This is a genomic window from Stenotrophomonas sp. STEN056 (assembly GCF_056759635.1).
Genome location: NZ_JBRRDL010000030.1, coordinates 1 through 17,901 on the forward strand (window position 1 = coordinate 1; position 17,901 = coordinate 17,901).

Annotated in this window: 10 protein-coding genes and 1 pseudogene; 6 read left to right on the forward strand and 5 right to left on the reverse strand. The window is 56.9% G+C overall.

Annotated features, from left to right (window positions below; all coding sequences use genetic code 11):
* The first annotated feature begins 157 nt into the window (after positions 1-157).
* The 3 genes and pseudogenes from ACVOLO_RS14380 (at position 158) to ACVOLO_RS14390 (ending at position 5,028) form a co-directional block, all read left to right on the forward strand.
* Positions 158-3,622 (forward strand): RHS repeat-associated core domain-containing protein, encoded by a 3,465-nt coding sequence (locus tag ACVOLO_RS14380; RefSeq protein WP_481570999.1) that lies wholly within the window; start codon positions 158-160, stop codon positions 3,620-3,622.
* A gap of 508 nt (positions 3,623-4,130) precedes the next feature.
* Positions 4,131-4,250, forward strand: a pseudogene (locus tag ACVOLO_RS14385) (DNA-binding protein); the annotation flags it as partial.
* Positions 4,251-4,317: 67 nt separating this feature from the next.
* Positions 4,318-5,028 (forward strand): DNA-binding protein, encoded by a 711-nt coding sequence (locus ACVOLO_RS14390; RefSeq protein WP_481571028.1) that lies wholly within the window; start codon positions 4,318-4,320, stop codon positions 5,026-5,028.
* Positions 5,029-5,402: 374 nt separating this feature from the next.
* On the opposite strand, the gene ACVOLO_RS14395 is transcribed toward ACVOLO_RS14390, so the two are convergent.
* On the reverse strand, positions 5,403-5,849 hold the full coding sequence (locus tag ACVOLO_RS14395) for a phosphatase domain-containing protein (RefSeq protein WP_481571000.1): 447 nt from the start codon (positions 5,847-5,849) through the stop codon (positions 5,403-5,405).
* 161 nt (positions 5,850-6,010) lie between these two features.
* Positions 6,011-6,928, reverse strand: coding sequence for a DNA-binding protein (locus ACVOLO_RS14400; protein ID WP_481571001.1), 918 nt, complete (start codon positions 6,926-6,928; stop codon positions 6,011-6,013).
* A gap of 104 nt (positions 6,929-7,032) precedes the next feature.
* On the opposite strand from ACVOLO_RS14400, the gene ACVOLO_RS14405 reads away from it, so the two are divergent.
* The 3 genes from ACVOLO_RS14405 to ACVOLO_RS14415 all read left to right on the forward strand — a co-directional run bounded on the left by ACVOLO_RS14405 (position 7,033) and on the right by ACVOLO_RS14415 (position 14,068).
* Complete coding sequence (locus ACVOLO_RS14405) at positions 7,033-8,121, forward strand: site-specific integrase (protein ID WP_481571002.1); 1,089 nt, start codon at positions 7,033-7,035, stop codon at positions 8,119-8,121.
* A gap of 152 nt (positions 8,122-8,273) precedes the next feature.
* Positions 8,274-10,895 carry a PD-(D/E)XK nuclease family protein gene (locus ACVOLO_RS14410; protein ID WP_481571003.1) on the forward strand — a complete coding sequence of 874 codons (2,622 nt, stop codon included), beginning with the start codon at positions 8,274-8,276 and terminating at the stop codon, positions 10,893-10,895.
* Complete coding sequence (locus ACVOLO_RS14415; protein WP_481571004.1) at positions 10,892-14,068, forward strand: UvrD-helicase domain-containing protein; 3,177 nt, start codon at positions 10,892-10,894, stop codon at positions 14,066-14,068. The genes ACVOLO_RS14410 and ACVOLO_RS14415 overlap by 4 nt, the downstream gene beginning before the upstream one ends.
* 111 nt (positions 14,069-14,179) lie before the next feature.
* Here the strand turns inward: ACVOLO_RS14415 and ACVOLO_RS14420 are convergent, their stop codons facing one another.
* From ACVOLO_RS14420 to ACVOLO_RS14430, 3 genes are read right to left on the reverse strand one after another with little or no spacing between them, the layout of a single operon-like run.
* Positions 14,180-15,361 carry a glycoside hydrolase family 16 protein gene (locus tag ACVOLO_RS14420; RefSeq protein WP_481571005.1) on the reverse strand — a complete coding sequence of 394 codons (1,182 nt, stop codon included), beginning with the start codon at positions 15,359-15,361 and terminating at the stop codon, positions 14,180-14,182.
* Positions 15,274-16,401 carry a glycosyltransferase family 25 protein gene (locus ACVOLO_RS14425; protein ID WP_481571006.1) on the reverse strand — a complete coding sequence of 376 codons (1,128 nt, stop codon included), beginning with the start codon at positions 16,399-16,401 and terminating at the stop codon, positions 15,274-15,276. The genes ACVOLO_RS14420 and ACVOLO_RS14425 overlap by 88 nt, the downstream gene beginning before the upstream one ends.
* Entirely contained in the window at positions 16,398-17,240 is an 843-nt protein-coding gene (locus tag ACVOLO_RS14430; protein WP_481531289.1) for a glycosyltransferase family 32 protein, read from the reverse strand. The genes ACVOLO_RS14425 and ACVOLO_RS14430 overlap by 4 nt, the downstream gene beginning before the upstream one ends.
* Positions 17,241-17,901 lie beyond the last annotated feature (661 nt).

The following is a 17,901-nucleotide window of genomic DNA, read 5'->3' on the forward strand; positions in this document are numbered from 1 at the left end:
GTAACGATCTGACTCTCAGTGAATTTGCTCTTGCGCATCGGGGGGCTCCTTGGGGCTAGTTTGCCCGGAGACCTCTAAAAATGCCTGGATCAAGTTTACGGGACGGCGACATATGAGCTAAACGGAAACTTCCAAGCCGGCTGGACACTCCGACTAGATGGCGAAGATGTTGAGTATTACTCAGGAGGGGGGGGTAATTAAATCAGAAGTAAATAGAAATGGGATATCCTGGACCTATAATTACAGCCCTACAATACCAACGCGACTCGTTGGCGTCACTCATTCAAATGGTAGATCCATCGCTTTCAATTACGTCGGAAGCGACCCCGTTGTGAAATCATTTACAGATACGGCGGGATCCACATACTCTTTATCGGCCACCCCAGCCCTTGACGTTCTTACTTACCCTGGAGGAGATACGGTTTCATTTCACTATCCGTCCGGAACCGGAACAAAGAGGCTGCTCGGAAAGAGTTATAACGGCGTGCGGCACTCGACCTTCACATACAACGCCGCTGGACGGCCGATATCAACTGAACACGCCGGAGGTGTCGAAAAGACAACCTTCGCTTATACGAATGACAATAGCGGGAATATCTCAAAAGTCGTTGTAACGAATCCCTTTGGCAGGGCTGCGACATATCATGTAAACAGCAACTCGATGATCACCGGAGTAGATGGCGCAGCCACAGCGAATTGCTCTGCTAGTTTTCGAGGCATGTCGTATAACGTGAACAATCGACCAGACATCGTGATTAACAATGTCAACGTTGCTACGGACTATGACTACAATTACTACGGCCAATTACTTAAGTCCGTGGAAGCAGTGGGCTCGCCACGGGAGCGTCAAACAATTAACACTTGGGAGCCAGCCCCTAAAAACAGAATTATTTCAACGGAACGCCCCGGACAATATAGAAGAGTGTTCCAGTACACCTCAAACGGCCGAGTTTCATCCATCACTGATACAAACATTAGTGCAAATGGCGTAGCAAATGAGTCCTTCAGTACTACCTACAACTATGCCATCCATGCGAATGGAATGCTTGCATCTATGACTGGGCAAGGCCCGAAAGGAATCGCCGATAGAATTACCATCACTTATAGTTCTAAAGGAGAGGTTACGTCGATAACAAATGGACTTAATCATTCAACAACATATTCCAATCACAACGGCTTGGGCCTTCCTGGCAGGATTGTGGGGGCAAACGGAGAGGTTACCGAACTAACTTATGATCTTCGCGGTCGACTGCTGAACGAAAGAACTTACCCCAGTGGCACTGCAGCGGACGTAAGTTATACATACAGCTCCGGCCTGCTCTCATCGGTGTCGCGGACGGGCGGAGTGACTACAAATTATATCTACGACTCCGCAAGACGTCTTGTCGGAGAGTATGAAAATAATGGTAGCGGAAGATATCCATACAAAATTTATCAGCTCAACTTGAACTCGAACGTTGTTCAGGAGTGGATCGGAGAGAGCAACTCCGTTCCGAATGCAAGTACCGTGGAAGGATTGACTCTTCGAGTGCACAGAAGTTATGACGACGAAGGCCGCCTTCTGGAGGTGATATCTAACGGTATCCTGCAGTCCAAGTACTCATATGGCGCGAATGGAAAGGTCGCATCTGAGACCACAGCTACGGGGAAATCAACAGAATTCTACTACGATGAACTAGATCGCTTAGTTAGAACGAAAATCCCAGGCGGTGGCATTGAGGAGCGTGCCTATGATTCGAATGATAATCTAGTTTCCTTTAGAGACTCAAAAGGAGGCGTCACCACATACGTGTATGATGGGTTTCGACGGTTATGGGCTCAAAGTAGCCCTGATTCGGGCGTGACAACTTTCGAGTATGGCGGAAGCAGCCTGATCTCCAGAATGAAACGAGCGGACGGCCAGTTTACCAGTTATGGCTATGACTCTTCAGGTAGAAACACAACAGTCTCTGCGAGCGGATTAGTCCAGTCCCTGCAGTACGACACATGTCAAGGAGGGAAAGGGCGGTTGTGTCGCGCCACTTATCCAGATGGTGCTGTGAGTTTTTCGTACAACAGCTTTGGATTGATGCTTTCTAAATCCCAAAAGATTGGTAAAAGTTCGCTGATGTTTGATCAATCCTATACTTATGATTCCTCAGGAAGGCTGAGTGGCATAGGGTACCCAGGCGGTGTTGGCTTAGGGTATGGCTATGCAAACGGTAGAGTCGTCAGTATTGTTGCCACAATTGGTGGAGTTCCGCACAATATTGTCAGTGGAGTATCGCATCTCCCATATGGACCGCCTACAGCATGGACTTTCGGCAACGGCATCTCATATAGAGCTTCCTATGACGAAGCTGGACATCTTACGGAGAAGCGTTCGCGAAACGGGACGACTGACGTTCAACGACTTGGCTTTACGTACACAAACACAGGAAGAATCTCTTCAATTATTAACAGTGTGTCCCCTGAATTCAGCCAGAGCTACAGCTACGACCCGAATGGAAGGGTAATTAGCGCGCTGGCCAATGGGGCAAATCAAAATCTCACTTGGGACAGTAACGGCAATCGTCTTAGCCATACCTGGGCTGGTGTGACCGATCTTTACTCAATACAAGCTTCTAGCAACAGGCTCGCTGCCATAACCGGGGCGCGTGCCTCGGCGTATACCTATGACGCGAATGGCAACACACTTACTGGAGAGGGAATATCTTTCGGTTATAACCCTTTTGGTCGATTTGATCGCGCCACCAAGAGCGGAGCGACCACTAACTATTGGATCAATCATTCTGGGCAGAGAACTAGAAAGGATAGCGGCAGCGACGCAAGCGCCACTGGTTACTTGTACGGCCATTCAGGGCAGTTGGACGCAGAATACAGTTGGGCCAATAGCGCGTGGTCGTATTATATTCGCTCGCCTGCAGGAGAGCTGCTCGGGCTCGTAAGGAACGGTCAGTCATTTATGATTCACACAGATCACCTCGGCAGGCCAGAATCAGTCACGAATTCTCAGAGAGCTGTCGTATGGAGGGCAGGAAACTATGCTTTCGACCGCACGGTACATCTGGATGTCATCGGCGGCCTTAATTTAGGACTACCCGGACAATACTACGACGTCGAAACCGGGCTTTGGTACAATTTTCATCGAACCTACAACCCCAGGACCGGAAGGTATATAGAGAGCGACCCTGTAGGGCTTGCCGGCGGCAGTAATACATATACATATGTCGACGGAAATCCAGTTGGTCTATTAGACCCACTTGGACTAGCGCCTGCATCCGGCGCGATGGCGGATTGCTTGGCGCAGATATTTGGTCAGTCGGTCGCCAGTGTAGATGTCCGGGTCAAGAGCGTTGTCAAGAATGATTTCGTTACTACACGAAAGGACTCAATTCGCCTCCCCCCAACCATATCGGTGAGTGAGTTCTTTGCTGATCATAGCTTGGTTTTACATGAGTATTATCATGTGCTTAGGCAATGGAATACTGGTCAGCTGTCGCGACGAGCTTATGCAGCCGAATTTATGCGCAATGGGTCAGCTGATGGCAATCGCTTCGAAGACGCCGCAAATTCATTTGCTAAGACCCAAGCTAAGTCACTCAAGGAATGCTTGGATGGATCCGGAGGATGTGAAAAATGAGAGTATTCCGAAGTCTGATATTAAGCGTAATAGTGCTGACGGGATGCGCCACTGTCGGCGGAGATATGATTATCCGGATTTCCGGATCCGTCCCCGTTTCAGTACAAGTAGAAGGCTCCGCTCCGCCATGCAAACTTGAGATGATCTCTTTGAAGGACGGAGATCAGATATCAGCTCGTGATGTTTCACCTCATTTTTCTACGACTATGATGGTGATCGCTACGCCGAATCCCGAGCAGTATTATTTTGTTGTTGATTGCGATGGCCTTAGGTTTAGGTCGAGCGAGGTTACTATCAGCAGTCGGAACTCGCATAGCAGAAAGTTTGACTTGGGAACCCTTGTTCCTAACGAACCCTAGCACCGAGCACGGCTCCCGGAATGCGTAGTCCGAGCCCCGCCGTAATTGGCGGGGCTTTCATTTTGATCGTGTACCTCCCTACTCCCGATAACGCGCCTTTATCGTTAGTAGGCAATCAACAGAGTAGGGCGCCGATAGAGGAGACATCCATGGCCCGCGGCATCAGCGAATCCGATGTGCACACCGCTGCTGACGAGTTGGTGGCCAATGGCGAGCGCCCGACGGTGGAGCGCATCCGTGCCCGCCTGGGGACCGGCTCGCCGAACACTGTGACGCGCTGGCTAGAGACCTGGTGGAAAAAACTGGGCCTCCGGCTGCAGACCGAAGCGGCCAGATTTGAAGGACGCGCCGGCGGCACTGGCCGAGTTGGCCGGGCAATGGTGGGCGCTGGCGTTGCAACATGCCCGCGAGTCGGCGTTGGAAGAGCTTGCCGAGGCCAAGCAGTCGCTTGCGGACGAGAACGATGAACTCCGCGTGCAGCAACAGAGTTTTGCCGAGGAAGCATCTGAACTCCATGCCAAAGCGACGGCCTCGGCCCACGCAGAACGCCTCGCACGGACCCAGGTGGCGGAGCTTCGGCAACTCGTGGATCAGCTTCAATCGCAACTGACAGAGTCGACACAACAACGTGCTTCTGTGGATCAGCGGCTGGAGCAGTTGGATGTAGCAAGGCAAGCCCTCGAGGCCCGGTTGCAAGAGGAGCAGGAACTGGCCAGATCTGAGCGCGAGAGCCTGATGGAACACGCCAGATCTGTCGAAGATCGTGCAGCACGGGAGATAGATCAAGCCCGTCAGCAGACCAAAGACCTACAGACCAAGCTAGCATCTGCAGAGAAGCTCCGTGCTACAACCGAGCAATCGCTCGCCAGTGCTATAAATGCGGCCCAGAAGGCAGCTACTGAGGCGGCTAAAGAGACGGACAGACTACGAGCGAGATCCGAGGTCTTGGAGGAACAACTGACCAAGATTCCTGCGGCTATTGAGGCGGCTTTGCGCGGTAACCGTAAGCCTCCAGCCCCTAGGAAGAAGACGGCAAAAACACGCTGAATACTTCGTCAACATGGTTCATCGCGTGCCGCAAATGTCTACGTTTGTTCATAACTGCTTTAAAACATCTGCGTCGATTGCTCAGCTTTTCTGCTTGGAGTGCCCTAAATTTTCCACGGTGGACAGATCCAGAGCCATATCCAGCTAATCCGGCGAAGAACAGCCCGATAAGTCATTTCGCATAATGTATATTATGTTCAAAATGTTCGGACAAGCGTTGGCACGACTGTCGGTGTTCCTAATTGATGTCCTTTGTTCCTAGATCGTGCCGTTGATTGAATTCAAAAGGTTTTTCTATTGCCAGAGCGGGATCTGCGGACACGAATTGGGAACAGAATGCTGTCATTCGCGTTCCTAATTCGTGTCCAGGATGGCTAGGGATTCAAACGATTCTGGTCTGCCCATTCCTGCAGAAATGCTTCTTGCTCTGCCGTCTCGATCGCTCCGGGTCGAACCGCTCGAACTAGGCGGATCGCCTCGTCGGCCTCCTTGGTCACCCTTGAATCCAATAGAAGCATTGAGGCGACGGTGCCAGCACGTCCAAGGCCGCCCATGCAATGCACAACAATACGAGTGCCAGCATCCAAGGCTGACACCAATTCCGGGCTGAGCTGCCTCCAACGATCCAGCAAACGATGATCCGGGGCCGCTCCATCAACAATTGGAAGTCCGTACCACGTCAGTCCGAATGCTTGCGCCCTGACTGGGAGCTGCGGGATATTCAACTCATCGAACTCGAACGGCTCGATTAAGCTGATCAGGGTCGAGATCGCGCGCCCATTCGCCAGTCCACGCTTGAGTCTGGTGCTTGCCTGGAGCAAACGTGATTCCGATCGCACCGTTGGCGCTTCCCACCGAAAGTTCTGCGATATGTAACGGGTGTGTAAGGCTGGTGCGAGACATGGCAGGCTCTCTGTTGGGGCTTGTCGAGCGTAGTGCGATAGCGGCGTCTGAGCAAACGCGACCACTATCCCCCCTAGCTTTATGACTTCGCTTTCAACACTCGCCGTGAACGGCTGGGCTTGTTGTCGCTGTGCTTGCGTTCTCGCCAAGCTGCTTTCAGGGCAGCTGGCAGATCTCTCAACTGTGACAATTGCGTCTCGAATGCATCTGCTCGTGCCCGCTGGCTAGCAAGCTCCTGCCGTAAGTTGGATGTATTAGCTTGTGCGCGTTCGATTGTTTCGATCTGTTTGCGTTCGAGCGTAGCGGCCTCTTTTCGAAGCGCTGTTAGTTCAAGCCTTGCTGCTTTCGCCTCCTGTCGAGCGACGTCAATGTCGCGCAGAGCGCGATTCTCGACAGATCTGGCATGTTCCATCAGGCTCTCGCGCTCGGATCTGGCCAGTTCCTGAAGCTCCTGTAGTCGGGCTTCCAGGATCCGCCTCGCAGACTCAACTTGCTCCAGTCGCTTATCCCCGGAAGCACGTTGTTGGGCCGCCTCCGTGATCTGCGACTGAAGCTGGTCCACGAGTTGCCGAAGCTCCGCCACCTGGGTCAGTGCCAGGCGCTCTGACTGGGCCGAGGCAGTTGCTTTGGCATGGAGCTCGGAAGCCTCTTCGGCAAAGGTCTGCTGCTGCACCCGCAGCTCGTCGTACTCGGCGGCAAGCGTCTGCCTGGCATCAGTGAGCTCCTCGAGAATCGACTCGCGGGCATGTTCCAGCGCCAGTGCCCACCACTGCCCTGCTAACTCGGCCAGCGCCGCCGGCGCGCCCTTCAAATCTGGTCGTTTCGGCAGCAGTCGGTTGCCCAGATTTTTCCACCAGGTCTCGAGCCAGCGCGTCACGGTGTTGGGTGAGCCCGTGCCTAGGTGGGCGCGGATGCGTTCTACCGTCGGGCGCTCGCCGCTGGCGACCAGCTCGTCGGCGGCGGTATGTACATCGGATTCGGTGATGCCGCGGGCCATGCTGACGTCTCCTGTATCGGTGCCCTACTCTGTTGATTGCCTACTAACGATAAGTGATGATTATCGCGGGTATAAGCTCTATATCGTAGCATACATTACATAGTATGAAAGATAATTCTACGATTCCCGTGCTCGCCGCGACGGCCGCCAGCCTGGTACTACCGGCAAAGCTGGCCCAGCAGGCCGCCGAAGCGGTGCGCGAATTGCTGGCCGAAGCGGCGGCCGAGAACACCACCCGCAGCTACAGCAGTGCCCTGCGCTACTGGGCCGGCTGGCACGTGGCACGCTACGGCATCGAGCTGGCCTTGCCGGTACCCGAAGCCATCGTGCTGCAGTTTGTGGTCGACCATGTGCAGCGCCGCTCGGCCGAAGGCGACTTGGCCTGGGAACTGCCGCCGGCCGTCGACCAGGCCTTGGTGGCCGCTGGCCTCAAGGCCAAGCTCGGCCCGTGGACCTTGGCCACCGTGCGCCATCGCGTTGCCGTCCTGTCCACCGCGCACCGGCTCAAGCAAGTGCCCAATCCCTGCGAGCAGCCGGCGATCCGCACCGTGCTCAGCCGCGCCGCGCGGGCGGCCGTCAAGCGTGGCGAACGGCCACGTAAGAAGACCGCCATCACCCTGCCCGAACTCGACGCGCTGCTGGCCACCTGCGACAACAGCTTGGAAGGGATACGTGACCGTGCCCTGCTCTGCTTTGGATTTGCCAGCGGCGGCCGCCGGCGCAGCGAGATCGCCGCGGCTGACCTGCGGGATCTGCGCCGGATCGGCGAGGCGGGCTACATCTACCGGCTGGAGCACAGCAAGACCCAGCAGGCCGGCGTCACCGCGACCTCAACGCCGGACAAGCCGGTGCTGGATCGGGCGGCACTCGCCCTGCAGGATTGGCTGGAGGCGTCCGGAATCACCGAGGGGGCGATTTTCCGGCGGCTGTGGAAGCAGCGCGTCGGCCCTGCCCTGTCCCCCGCGGCGGTCGGCGAAATCGTGCAGCGACGGGCGCGCTTGGCGGGGCTGGAGGGGGATTTCGGCGGGCATAGTCTCAGGTCCGGGTTCGTGACCGAAGCTAGTCGCCAAGGTGTCGCGCTGCCTGCGATCATGCAGCTGACCGAGCATCGGTCGGTATCTAGTGTTGTGGGGTATTTCCAAGCCGGAGGCGCGATAGGGAATCCGGCTGCGCGTCTTCTGGAAGATGATTAGGTGTAAAGAGAGAATGTGGACGACAGCTCGGACATAGCCGATGAGTGCGTCTTGCGGATATCGTGAGATGTCCCACGCGACTCGATTCTAAGTGGCTGAACGTGAGGCAATAAAGCGCCCGCATTCAATTGCTTTCAGGGGGATACAAAAGAATGCATGTCACCTTTGGCCTCTACTTGGACGGACGTCAGGGCCCATCGTCAACGAACTTCTTCAACGCTCCGGTAGTTGGTCGCCTTGGATTTCTGTCTCTTTTGGAGGCCTACCTCGGCCTGAGCGCGCCGGAAGCATCTACGGCGAAACGCGTAGCAGTCTACTTTGGCTTGCTTCGGGATCACGACAACAACTCGCGCTTCTATAGCGAGTCGTTGAAGACCGACAGCATCGGCACCGCCGCGCGCCTTTTGACCTGGCGAGACGAGTGGCGACTGGCTGGCTGGGACGGCAGCTCACTCACAACGCACCCTATACGCCTTCAGGAACTTGCCGCCATCGAGGGCGAGGCGATCGAAGCACTGCCCCCTGGAGAGGCCGAACGCTTGCACCTCATTCTGCGGGCTATACATGCGTCCGGCCCCGGCCCCATTAGGTCGGTGCACCTGGTGGACCCATCCGAGGACTTCCCTCTTCTATGGCGGTACGTGCTCGATTGCCTCCCTGCAACGGAGGTCCGCCTTCCCAAACCACAGGGCGCCGGCCACCTCCGCGAAATTCAAGAGCAAGCCCTTATGTTGCTGGCAGGTAAAGCTAAGAGTGCCTCGGTCGTGCCGACCGATCGGAGCGTTCTATTGGTGCGCACCCTAACGTCCACGATCGCAGAGCATTGGCTGAGCGCCCAACACTCGCGCGAACCAGGCGACCGATTGGTTCTGGCCGAAGACGCAGGCGATTCGCTAGACGTCTCGTTGTCCGCAACTGGCGGTGTCAACTGCGGGTTCGAACAACCGAGCCAGCTCCGCCCTGCACTTCAGGCATTGCCCCTTGCCCTAGAGCTGTGCTGGGCGCCGCTCGACATCAACCGGCTGCTGGACTTCCTCACCCACCCGGTCGGCCCGTTCAGTCGCCGTGCGAGAAGCACGCTCGCCCGCGCTGTCGCCAAACAGCCCGGGATTGGCGGGGAAGCCTGGATTGCGGCCAAGGCCAAGCTCGCCTCCGGAGAGCACGCTCAGCAAGTCGCCGACGAAATCACCTTCTGGCTGGAATCCGAGCGCTGGACGCGCAACGAAGGAGTACCCGTCAACGCACTCATCGATCGGGTTCAGCGGCTGAAGGAGGCGATGCGGCGGCGCCTCACGGGCGAGTCGGCGGATGTGGCGAGTTTTCTAACTGCGCATCGCCAGTGCGCGGCCGTCGATGACGCGCTGGGCGAGCTCGCTGACCAAGGCTTGGCGACGCTGCTGCCTAGGCAAATCGAGCAGTTGGTTGCCCACGCCACACCCGCAGGGGCAATCAACCCCGCCTCGGTTTCGAATGTTGGTTGCATGCGCTCCGCCAGCACCCCGGCTGCCTGCATCGAGGCCGCTGACGAAGTGATCTGGTGGATGCCGTCTACCCCCTCCCTGCCCTCACCGCTTCCTTGGTTGCCGTCCGAAGTGGAAGCTCTCGCCCAGATGGGTGTCCAGCTGCGAGATCCTGCACGCGAGCTGGCATCGCTGGCCTCGCAATGGCTCCGCCCGCTTCTTGCTGCGCGTAAGCGTTTTGTCGTGGTTTGCCCACCTCCTAGCGCTGAGATACATCCGATTCGCCAACTTCTAAAGCAGCTACTGCCCGCAATCGAGAACGCCACGATCGACCTTGATGCGGCGATAGGTTCCACTCTTATCGGGACCACCGCCGCACCACTGGCACCGCAACCTTTGCCGACGCCACCACGACACGTCCAGCTCGCGCAGCCAGTGCAGCTAGCAGACTCTGCACAGTCGTTCACCACTCTCAACGAGCTTTTCAACGACCCTTCCCTTTTCGTGCTGAAGCGGGTGGCGGACTTGGAGCCCACCTCCGTCCTAGCTGTAGAGGAGGACAACCGCCTGCTCGGCACCCTTGCGCACCGTGTGTTCGAAAAGCTCTTCGCGCAGGCCGACGTTTTGACCTGGTCGAACTCTGTTGCCGTCAATTGGTTCCACAGTGAGGCTAACGAGCTCCTGCAAACTGAAGGCGCCGTCCTGCTGATGCAGGGCGCAGGTCTCAGTCAGCAGCACTTCCGCAAGGTCTGCGAGGGTGCCATCTGCAGTGTGCTCGACCACCTGAGGTCCGCTGGAGCCACTCAGGTTCAAACCGAGGTCGGTTTCTCCGGAGCCTTGGGTGCAATACCACTGATAGGCAAGATTGATCTGCTGGTCACACTTAGCGATGCGCGAACTGTCGCTCTGGACATGAAGTGGCGGAGCGACAACTACTACGCCGGGCTGCTTCGTTCTGGCGAGCACCTGCAGTTAGCGCTCTACTCCTGCCTCGTCGAGCAAACGAACGGTGCCGCGCCAGCCGCGCTTGGCTACTTCATCTTGGAAAGCGGTGCGCTCTACATCACTGCCGCCGACATCTTCCCGAAAGCTCAGGTCAGAAGGCCGCCAGATGGGTTTACTGTCGCCACTCTGCTGGACCAGGCACATGCAACTTGGAACTGGCGTAAGCAACAACTGGACACTGGCACTATCGACGTGGTTCCGAAAGGGCCGGAAAGGGACTACCAAGGCCCCGACGGCACTCTTGCGGTCAGAGGGCCGAATGGACGGTTCGACCGCGACCACCTCGTCTTGCTGGGAGGCTGGGAATGATGAACAACATTGAGTTCATTAGCGCTGGCGCCGGCAGCGGTAAGACCTACAAGCTGACCGAGACGCTCGCAGAAGCGCTCGAGTCCGGTACAGCACGGCCACATGCCATTCTGGCCACAACGTTCACGGTGAAGGCCGCCACCGAGCTTCGTGAACGCGCCCGTTCCTGGCTGCTCGAGAAGGGACGCGTCGACCTGGCGACCGCCATCGGCCAAGCCCGCCTTGGCACCGTCAACAGCGTTTGCGGCCAGATGCTCAAGCGTTTCTGCTTTGAGTTGGGCCTATCGCCCGACCAAACCGTCCTCGGTGAAGGCCAATCCAAGCGGTTGCTCAAGGCCACCTTGGCCGACTCCATGGATGCCGCCGCGCAAGTTGAACTGGTAAGGCTGACCGAACGGTTCGGTATCGAGCAGGTGGACTGGTCTAGGACAGTCGAGGCCATCGTCAAGGCTGCGCTCGACAACGACATCGCGCCAACGGTACTCCGCGCGATGGGCGCCCAGAACGCAGACTCGATGCTCGCAAGCTGGCCTGCCCCAAGTGCAGGCACAGACCAGACCGGCGCACTGATGAGCGCCCTAGCAAAGGCACACCAGGAAGTAGCTGCATACGTTGACCAACAGCTGGCTGGCGGCGCAAAGGTTGCAAAGAACCTGACTGATGGGCTCGAGGATATTCAAAAGCTGGAACGACGCTTTCAGGGCAACCGTTGGAGCTGGCCAGACTGGATTGGAGTCGCCGGGCTGAACGCTGGAGCGAAGGTCAAGGACCTCCTGGAAGCTGTCAGGGCCGCCGCTCAAACCCACGAGTCACACCCCGACTTTCATGCCGAGGTCCGCCGGTACTTGGACTTGGTGTTCTATCTTGCCTCCGACGTACTCGACGCCTACGAGCAGGCCAAGAAGGCGCTGGGCGCCGTTGACTTCAGCGACCAGGAGGTCCTGCTGCTCCGGGCATTGAAGGAAAAGCCAAGCGTCCGCGAAGCCCTGGCGGCCGAACTGGACCTCATCATGATCGACGAATTCCAAGACACCAGCCCGCTTCAGTTGGCGATTTTCGTCGAGTTGGCCAAGCTCGCCAAGCGGTCGGTCTGGGTCGGCGACCCCAAGCAGGCCATCTACGGATTCCGCGGTACGGACGCGAGCCTCATTGCTGGTGTCCTAGGCGGCATCAAAGATTGGGGCGGTACCATTGGGAAGGCCCTCGACACCTCCAGACGCTCCGTCGAAGGGCTCGTCGCGCTTACTAACGGCGCGTTCGGGTCTGCGTTCGAGCCGGACCTGACGCCTTCGCAGGTTCAGTTGCAGCCGCTGCGAAAGGACATCCCTGGCCAGGCAGCACTCATGAACTGGAACTTCGAGAGCAGCCGAAACGACTCGGACTATCTGGGGCTTGGACAAGCCGTCCGCGAACTGCTGGCTTCAGGCGTCAACGTCCAAGACAAGGACACCAAGCAGCTGCGACCAATTCAAGCCGGTGATGTCGGGGTCTTGTGCCGCTATCACGAGCAGGTCGAGTATGCTGTCATGTCGCTTAACCGCTGGGGCGTCCCTTCAGCAAGCCCACGCTCCGGCCTACTAGGAACTGCCGAGGCCATCTTCGTGATGGCATGCCTGCGACGAATGAACGAACCGACCGACACGGTCGCCACGGCATTGGTTCTCACCTTAGCTGATGGCATGCCGATCGAGACATGGCTTGAAGACCGATTGCAGCACCTTGCCACCGATGGAGCCAAGTCCTACGAGTGGAAGACGACCGGCCACAACGCCCATCCGCTGCTGGCCCGATTTGAAGAGCTGCGCCCAACGCTCAACGCCCTGACACCGCAGGAGGCCTTGCGACTTGCAGCTGCTGAATCACAGGTAGCGCGGTTGGTCGGCCAATGGTCCGTGTCGCCCCACGAGAGCCGCAACCGACTGGCGAATGTCGAAGCACTGGTAGAGTTCGGCAAGACTTTCGAGGACGAGTGCGTTGCCACCAAGAGGCCGGCAACGATCAGCGGCATGCTTCGCTGGCTGGACGAACTCGCCAGCGCAGAGGACGACAATCGGGCGACCTCTGCAGACAACTCGGTCACGGTTCTGACCTACCACGGGGCCAAGGGTCTGGAATGGCCAGTCGTCTTGCTGACAAGCCTCGATGCGACGGCGCGCAGCTCACTATGGGGCGTCCGCGCCAGAACAGCCGGCGACTTCGACCCGCAGCAGCCGTTGGCCAATCGCTTCGTGCACTGTTGGCTAAAGACTTGGGGCAAGCGGTCCCAACCCCAGGCGGCACTCCATGCGGAGGGCAGCGAAATTGGTCAAACCATGCAGGCAGAAGCGCTGGTGGAGAACAAGCGCCTGTTCTATGTTGGCCTGACTCGCGCACGTGATATGAACGTGGCCGTGTCCTTCGTCCGGTCGCGAGGACCTGGGCGAGCTTGGGTTGGCGAGATTCAAGGCGCGACTGACCTGCTGTTCGGCGACTCGGAAGTCGTGGCGCTTCCCTGCGGCCGACAGCTCACCCGGGTGACAAAATCGTGGAGCAAGGACGAATGCGCTAACGAACCGCCGCCCAAGGCGCCCGAAACGTGTCACTGGTTCAACGCGCGGCCAAGGATGCAAGCCGAACCCCTGTGGCATAGGCCAAGTGTGGCGTCGGGCGGCACCTTCAATGTCGTCGAGACAGATACCGTCGGTGTTCGGCTGAGTCTGGCGGGCAAGCCCGACATGGCGTTGCTGGGTACAGCACTACACCTCTGCATCGCACGCTCCGTAGTACTAGGCGGCGTCTCTGGCCCGGAGGTAGAGCGAATTTTAATGTCGTGGGCCGTCGCTCACTCGGTTGACAAAGACGCCGTTTGCGCCCAGGTTGCGGCGTTCCAGGCATGGTTGGCCCGGCGCTGGCCCGGCTGCGCTATTCATGTCGAGGTGCCCGTAGAAGCGGAAGGCCCGAACGGCACTCGTATCCGTGGCCGCATCGACTTGCTAGTGGAAGAGTCAAACGGCTGGATTCTACTGGATCACAAATCGAACCCCGGCGGTGTTTCTAGAGACGAGGAGTTGGTCGCCGAACACGGACCACAGATCGAGTCCTACTCTCATGCCCTTTTAAGCGCGACGGGCAAGCCCGTGAATCAGCGATGGCTGTACCTCCCAGTCGCTGCACGAGCAGTTCGCCTTGCTTGATGTCCCACTCCCCGCTTCTGAACTTCTACTTGATTTCGGAGGATGTCCGCGAACTGATGCTAGATAGATGCTTGATCTCTGGGCCAGTGCGGCTGCCGGCTACTACATCCGTCAAGCTGATGCAGGTGTGATCTCCTCAAGCGCGGATGGCCGCGATGTCCGCATGTCGTCACGGCAGTCTTGACCGGCTTGAATGGCATCCACCGAGATGCCTTCAACCCAGGCCATGGCGGGCAGCTTGGCCATGAGCAGTTTTCCAGCAAGTTCGGTTGAGCGAGTGGGCCACACGTTCACATGCAGAGTCATTGGCAGATGTGGGATTGGCGTGGGATCCCACAGGACGCGCCGATAGACTAGCCGCCCATCCACGAGCCAGCGTATCTCGTGTGGCTCCCATTCGATTGCATAAACATGGGCGCACTGCGATGCATCAAATCCTAGGTCGATACTGACCGGCGTCCCGCGATATCCGTAGTCGTACTTTGCCCCCTCAGTGCCTGGGTTATAGAATACGTTTACCAGCAAACGGTCGGGGCGGTCGCCTGTGATCTCAATGTCAATCTCTTGGCGTGGGGAGTCGCGATGGAGAAAGAAGCCTGTAACCAATCCTGGAACATTCGCAGCTTGTAACTTAGCTTCGAAGCGGCCAAACAGGAACTGTTTTTGGCTTGATATGGCTGCGGCGCTTAGATCGCGCACGCCCAGCGCTTCTCTTCGCACTGAGAGGACTGCCCCCTTCCCCGAACCGGCGGTGACATTCGCGGGCCTAAATAGGCCTAAATTGCCTGGAAACGTATCTTCCCGAAGGGTCCATCTCGCTGGATCAAGATGTAGAAGGTCATCAACAAAATGCGATCGCGTGGCGTGAGCTAGCCTACTGGGCAAGCAGGGATGGATACCTATTCGGACTGGCATCACAGTCCGGGGGATAATCCATGGTGACTGATCGTGCATCAGCTGTTTCCGGCTGAGAGTAACGCAGGGTTTGTAAAGATCAATATTGGCTAGCGCCCGCCTTCCGACTTCAGGGACTTGAGGATACGCATCCAGTGGCGGCGCTAAACGCAGGAATTGGCAGATCGCGAGCCAACTTCCCGCATCTGGCAGATGCAAGGCACCCTCTGACACGAAATGGGCTAACACCGAGTGCTCGCTTGTCTCGATATCTCCCATGACTATAACTCTGGCGTTCGGATAGATCTGCCTTAGCAGGTCGGCATGACCTGAAAGCGAGGCAATATTGACATACGCGTTGAACGCGGCTTCGCCGCGCCCAGCCAAAAGCGCAGACATTTCTGCTGCAGGCAACTCCTCAAGGTCACTACAGCAGCGCGATAGCCGAGCATGGACAGTGCCATCGCAAGCGAAGACAAGCCGGAGTCAGGAGCGCCGAAAGCAAACACAGGTGTTTCAATGGGGTGGCGATGAAACACTCCAGGAGTTGTGTCATTCAGAACGCCAATTCGGCCTAATGCAGGGAGGATCGAGTAGGAGTTGGTCGATTCTAGGTCGCAGCGCTGGCTAATGACCGATCGTCGCACAGCGCGAACATCCATCTCACCAAACATCTGGTTTATCCATAGATCTACCGGGCCCCGGCAAGGCCCTAGATCGAGAAGGCGCTGTGCTCCGCGCGCAGAAAGAACGTACCCTGACAGATACCAAAGACCTCGCTCGGGCCGGAAGACGTTTTGCGACGTCGGAACCTTCGGCGCGCCGTGCCGGACCTCCTTATAAGAGAGGTACAGAACATCAAATGCAGGGTCTGAACTGTCGCTGGCATGTAACTCTGTCCACGCAGAATCAACGAGCGTACTGAACGCCCTGTCGAAAAGGACATCGTCTTCTAGCACAAGTGCATATCCGTCGGCAGATGCTGCGATCTTCTTCCATACAGCGATATGCGATCTTGCAACGGCGATCTCGGCGGCACTCATTCGGATCGGCTCATCCAGATTAAACGCGGCCGGGAGTGTCAAAGGCTGGGGCTCAACGAAAAGCTGGTCAGCCAAGGTGTAGTGGATATCCACGTCAGGCGATTGAAGGCTGCTGGGAGTCTCTGCCCTGGCGTCGCAAGCCGAATGCCGGACAAGAAGGTCGAGTAAGGGGCTACCTGACGCGTCCAAGATACGATTCAGCTCTTGCCGAACAGCCGCCAGTCGCTCAGGCTGGCGATCTAGATTGATAACGTGGATTCGGCTGATCGCTCGGCAATTAGACTTCCCGCCTCGGCTAAAGGCGCGACACGATTGACGAGGAAATAGGACTCGAGCTCGCATGCGGAGGGTGTTCAACACTCTTCGAAGACCGCCCAGGCGAGGAAAAAGGTTCATACGTTTTTATCCCCGCCTTTTTCGAAGGCGCGTTGGTTAGAGTTGCGCCAATTGCGGTCATCGTTGCGATAGCTCAGCGGCCACTTCGAGACAGCATATTCGCTCCAATCTTTGAGGACTACGATTGCGTTGTCCAACTCACCCGCGACACCCATCTGGAAAACGATCCTGGACAAGTTACCAGGGCCGGTGGTGGCCTGGATTTCCGGGAGTTCCTCCTGCAGAGCCTCCACGAGACATCGAGTGGCTCTTTCGAGTGCGCGCTCGATAACCACGTCACCCGACTGAGCAGACAACGGATTATTATTCAGGTAAAAGATCCAATTGCCAGTCGGTGCTGACGGCGACATGAAGTCACAGGGCTGGACCATCATATCCGAGTCGATGTCATAGCAAAGCGGCTGAACTTTAAGTCCGTGGCCTTCAAACAAAGGGCTAATGTCCCTGGCTATACAGACGTCGTCTGCGTCCACGTACAGCCCTCCCTCAACGTGCAGGAAGCACATTCGGAAATAATCGGCCTGCATCGCGGGATGATAACAGCGCCTGTAGGCCGAAAGGTGCAGCGGGCTGAGATGCTCTTCAATGTAAGAATCAGCGCCAGCCGCATCGAAGAGCCGGTGGGAATAGCCTGCTTTTTGCCAATTAATCCATGATTCAATGCATTGAAGCACGTCGGCCGGCAGGTCCTGGAAGTCGTGCCAAAACTGAACGATAGTCTTGGGCGCGCTGTCCACCTGCAACACCGGCGAAGGCCTGGGTGGCTGGCGATGAATGATGCCCTTGATGTACTCCGAACGTTGCCGATGATGATCAGGCGTATCTGCTTCAAGCGCCATGGGGCGGTCTCGAGATGGAATTAGATGGGACTTGAAAGTCTCGGGGTCAGTCTGTCTACTGGTGCCGTCTGGCGATAGTACTCGCAGATGGGGCGCTCGATACTCATACGTCGCCGACTGGCCTCCAGCGATGTACGCCGTAGGCACGGCTGGGGCTGCGCGAGTTCCGCCCAAAGACGAACCCCATGATCGATGGATTCTCTGGGCATGAGGGCTGTCCTACCCTTGATAAATCTTCCTAATCCCCTGCTCGGCCAATATCCCCTCCCGGCGACGGATTCCATTGATTGATCCAATAGCCCAGGGCTGCTATAGAAAGCGGGAATATTGGAAATGAAGTGGCGACACCGGGTTCACTACATCAATAGCCAGAAGCCGTTGATTTGACGTTGGAGGCCATTGAATCAACTGTATTAAAGAATGACGATCGCCATTTACTACTTGCTCCGGAGCACCAAATCAAAGAATCCCCATGCGAATTAAGAGGTTCGCGCTGTTTAGATTACAAATTGTAAATTAATTAATATCTTTGGCCATAATTAGATTCTTTACATCTTCATCTGCATGGGCACTGATAAGGATGTGGGCTCTGACGTCAGCGGCCATAACTTGATCTGGGTCCAGAAAGGACAAGTGAACCAAACTCAATAGAACCTCTTTC

What these genes read in the sequence shown, in the direction of transcription:
- ACVOLO_RS14380 (WP_481570999.1), top strand. Translation starts at nt 158, where the DNA reads ATGGCGAAGATGTTGAGTATTACTCAGGAGGGGGGGGTAATTAAATCA.
- ACVOLO_RS14400 (WP_481571001.1), bottom strand. Translation starts at nt 6,928, where the DNA reads ATGGCCCGCGGCATCACCGAATCCGATGTACATACCGCCGCCGACGAG.
- ACVOLO_RS14405 (WP_481571002.1), top strand. Translation starts at nt 7,033, where the DNA reads ATGAAAGATAATTCTACGATTCCCGTGCTCGCCGCGACGGCCGCCAGC.
- ACVOLO_RS14410 (WP_481571003.1), top strand. Translation starts at nt 8,274, where the DNA reads ATGCATGTCACCTTTGGCCTCTACTTGGACGGACGTCAGGGCCCATCG.
- ACVOLO_RS14415 (WP_481571004.1), top strand. Translation starts at nt 10,892, where the DNA reads ATGATGAACAACATTGAGTTCATTAGCGCTGGCGCCGGCAGCGGTAAG.
- ACVOLO_RS14420 (WP_481571005.1), bottom strand. Translation starts at nt 15,361, where the DNA reads ATGTCTGCGCTTTTGGCTGGGCGCGGCGAAGCCGCGTTCAACGCGTAT.
- ACVOLO_RS14425 (WP_481571006.1), bottom strand. Translation starts at nt 16,401, where the DNA reads ATGAACCTTTTTCCTCGCCTGGGCGGTCTTCGAAGAGTGTTGAACACC.
- ACVOLO_RS14430 (WP_481531289.1), bottom strand. Translation starts at nt 17,240, where the DNA reads ATGGCGCTTGAAGCAGATACGCCTGATCATCATCGGCAACGTTCGGAG.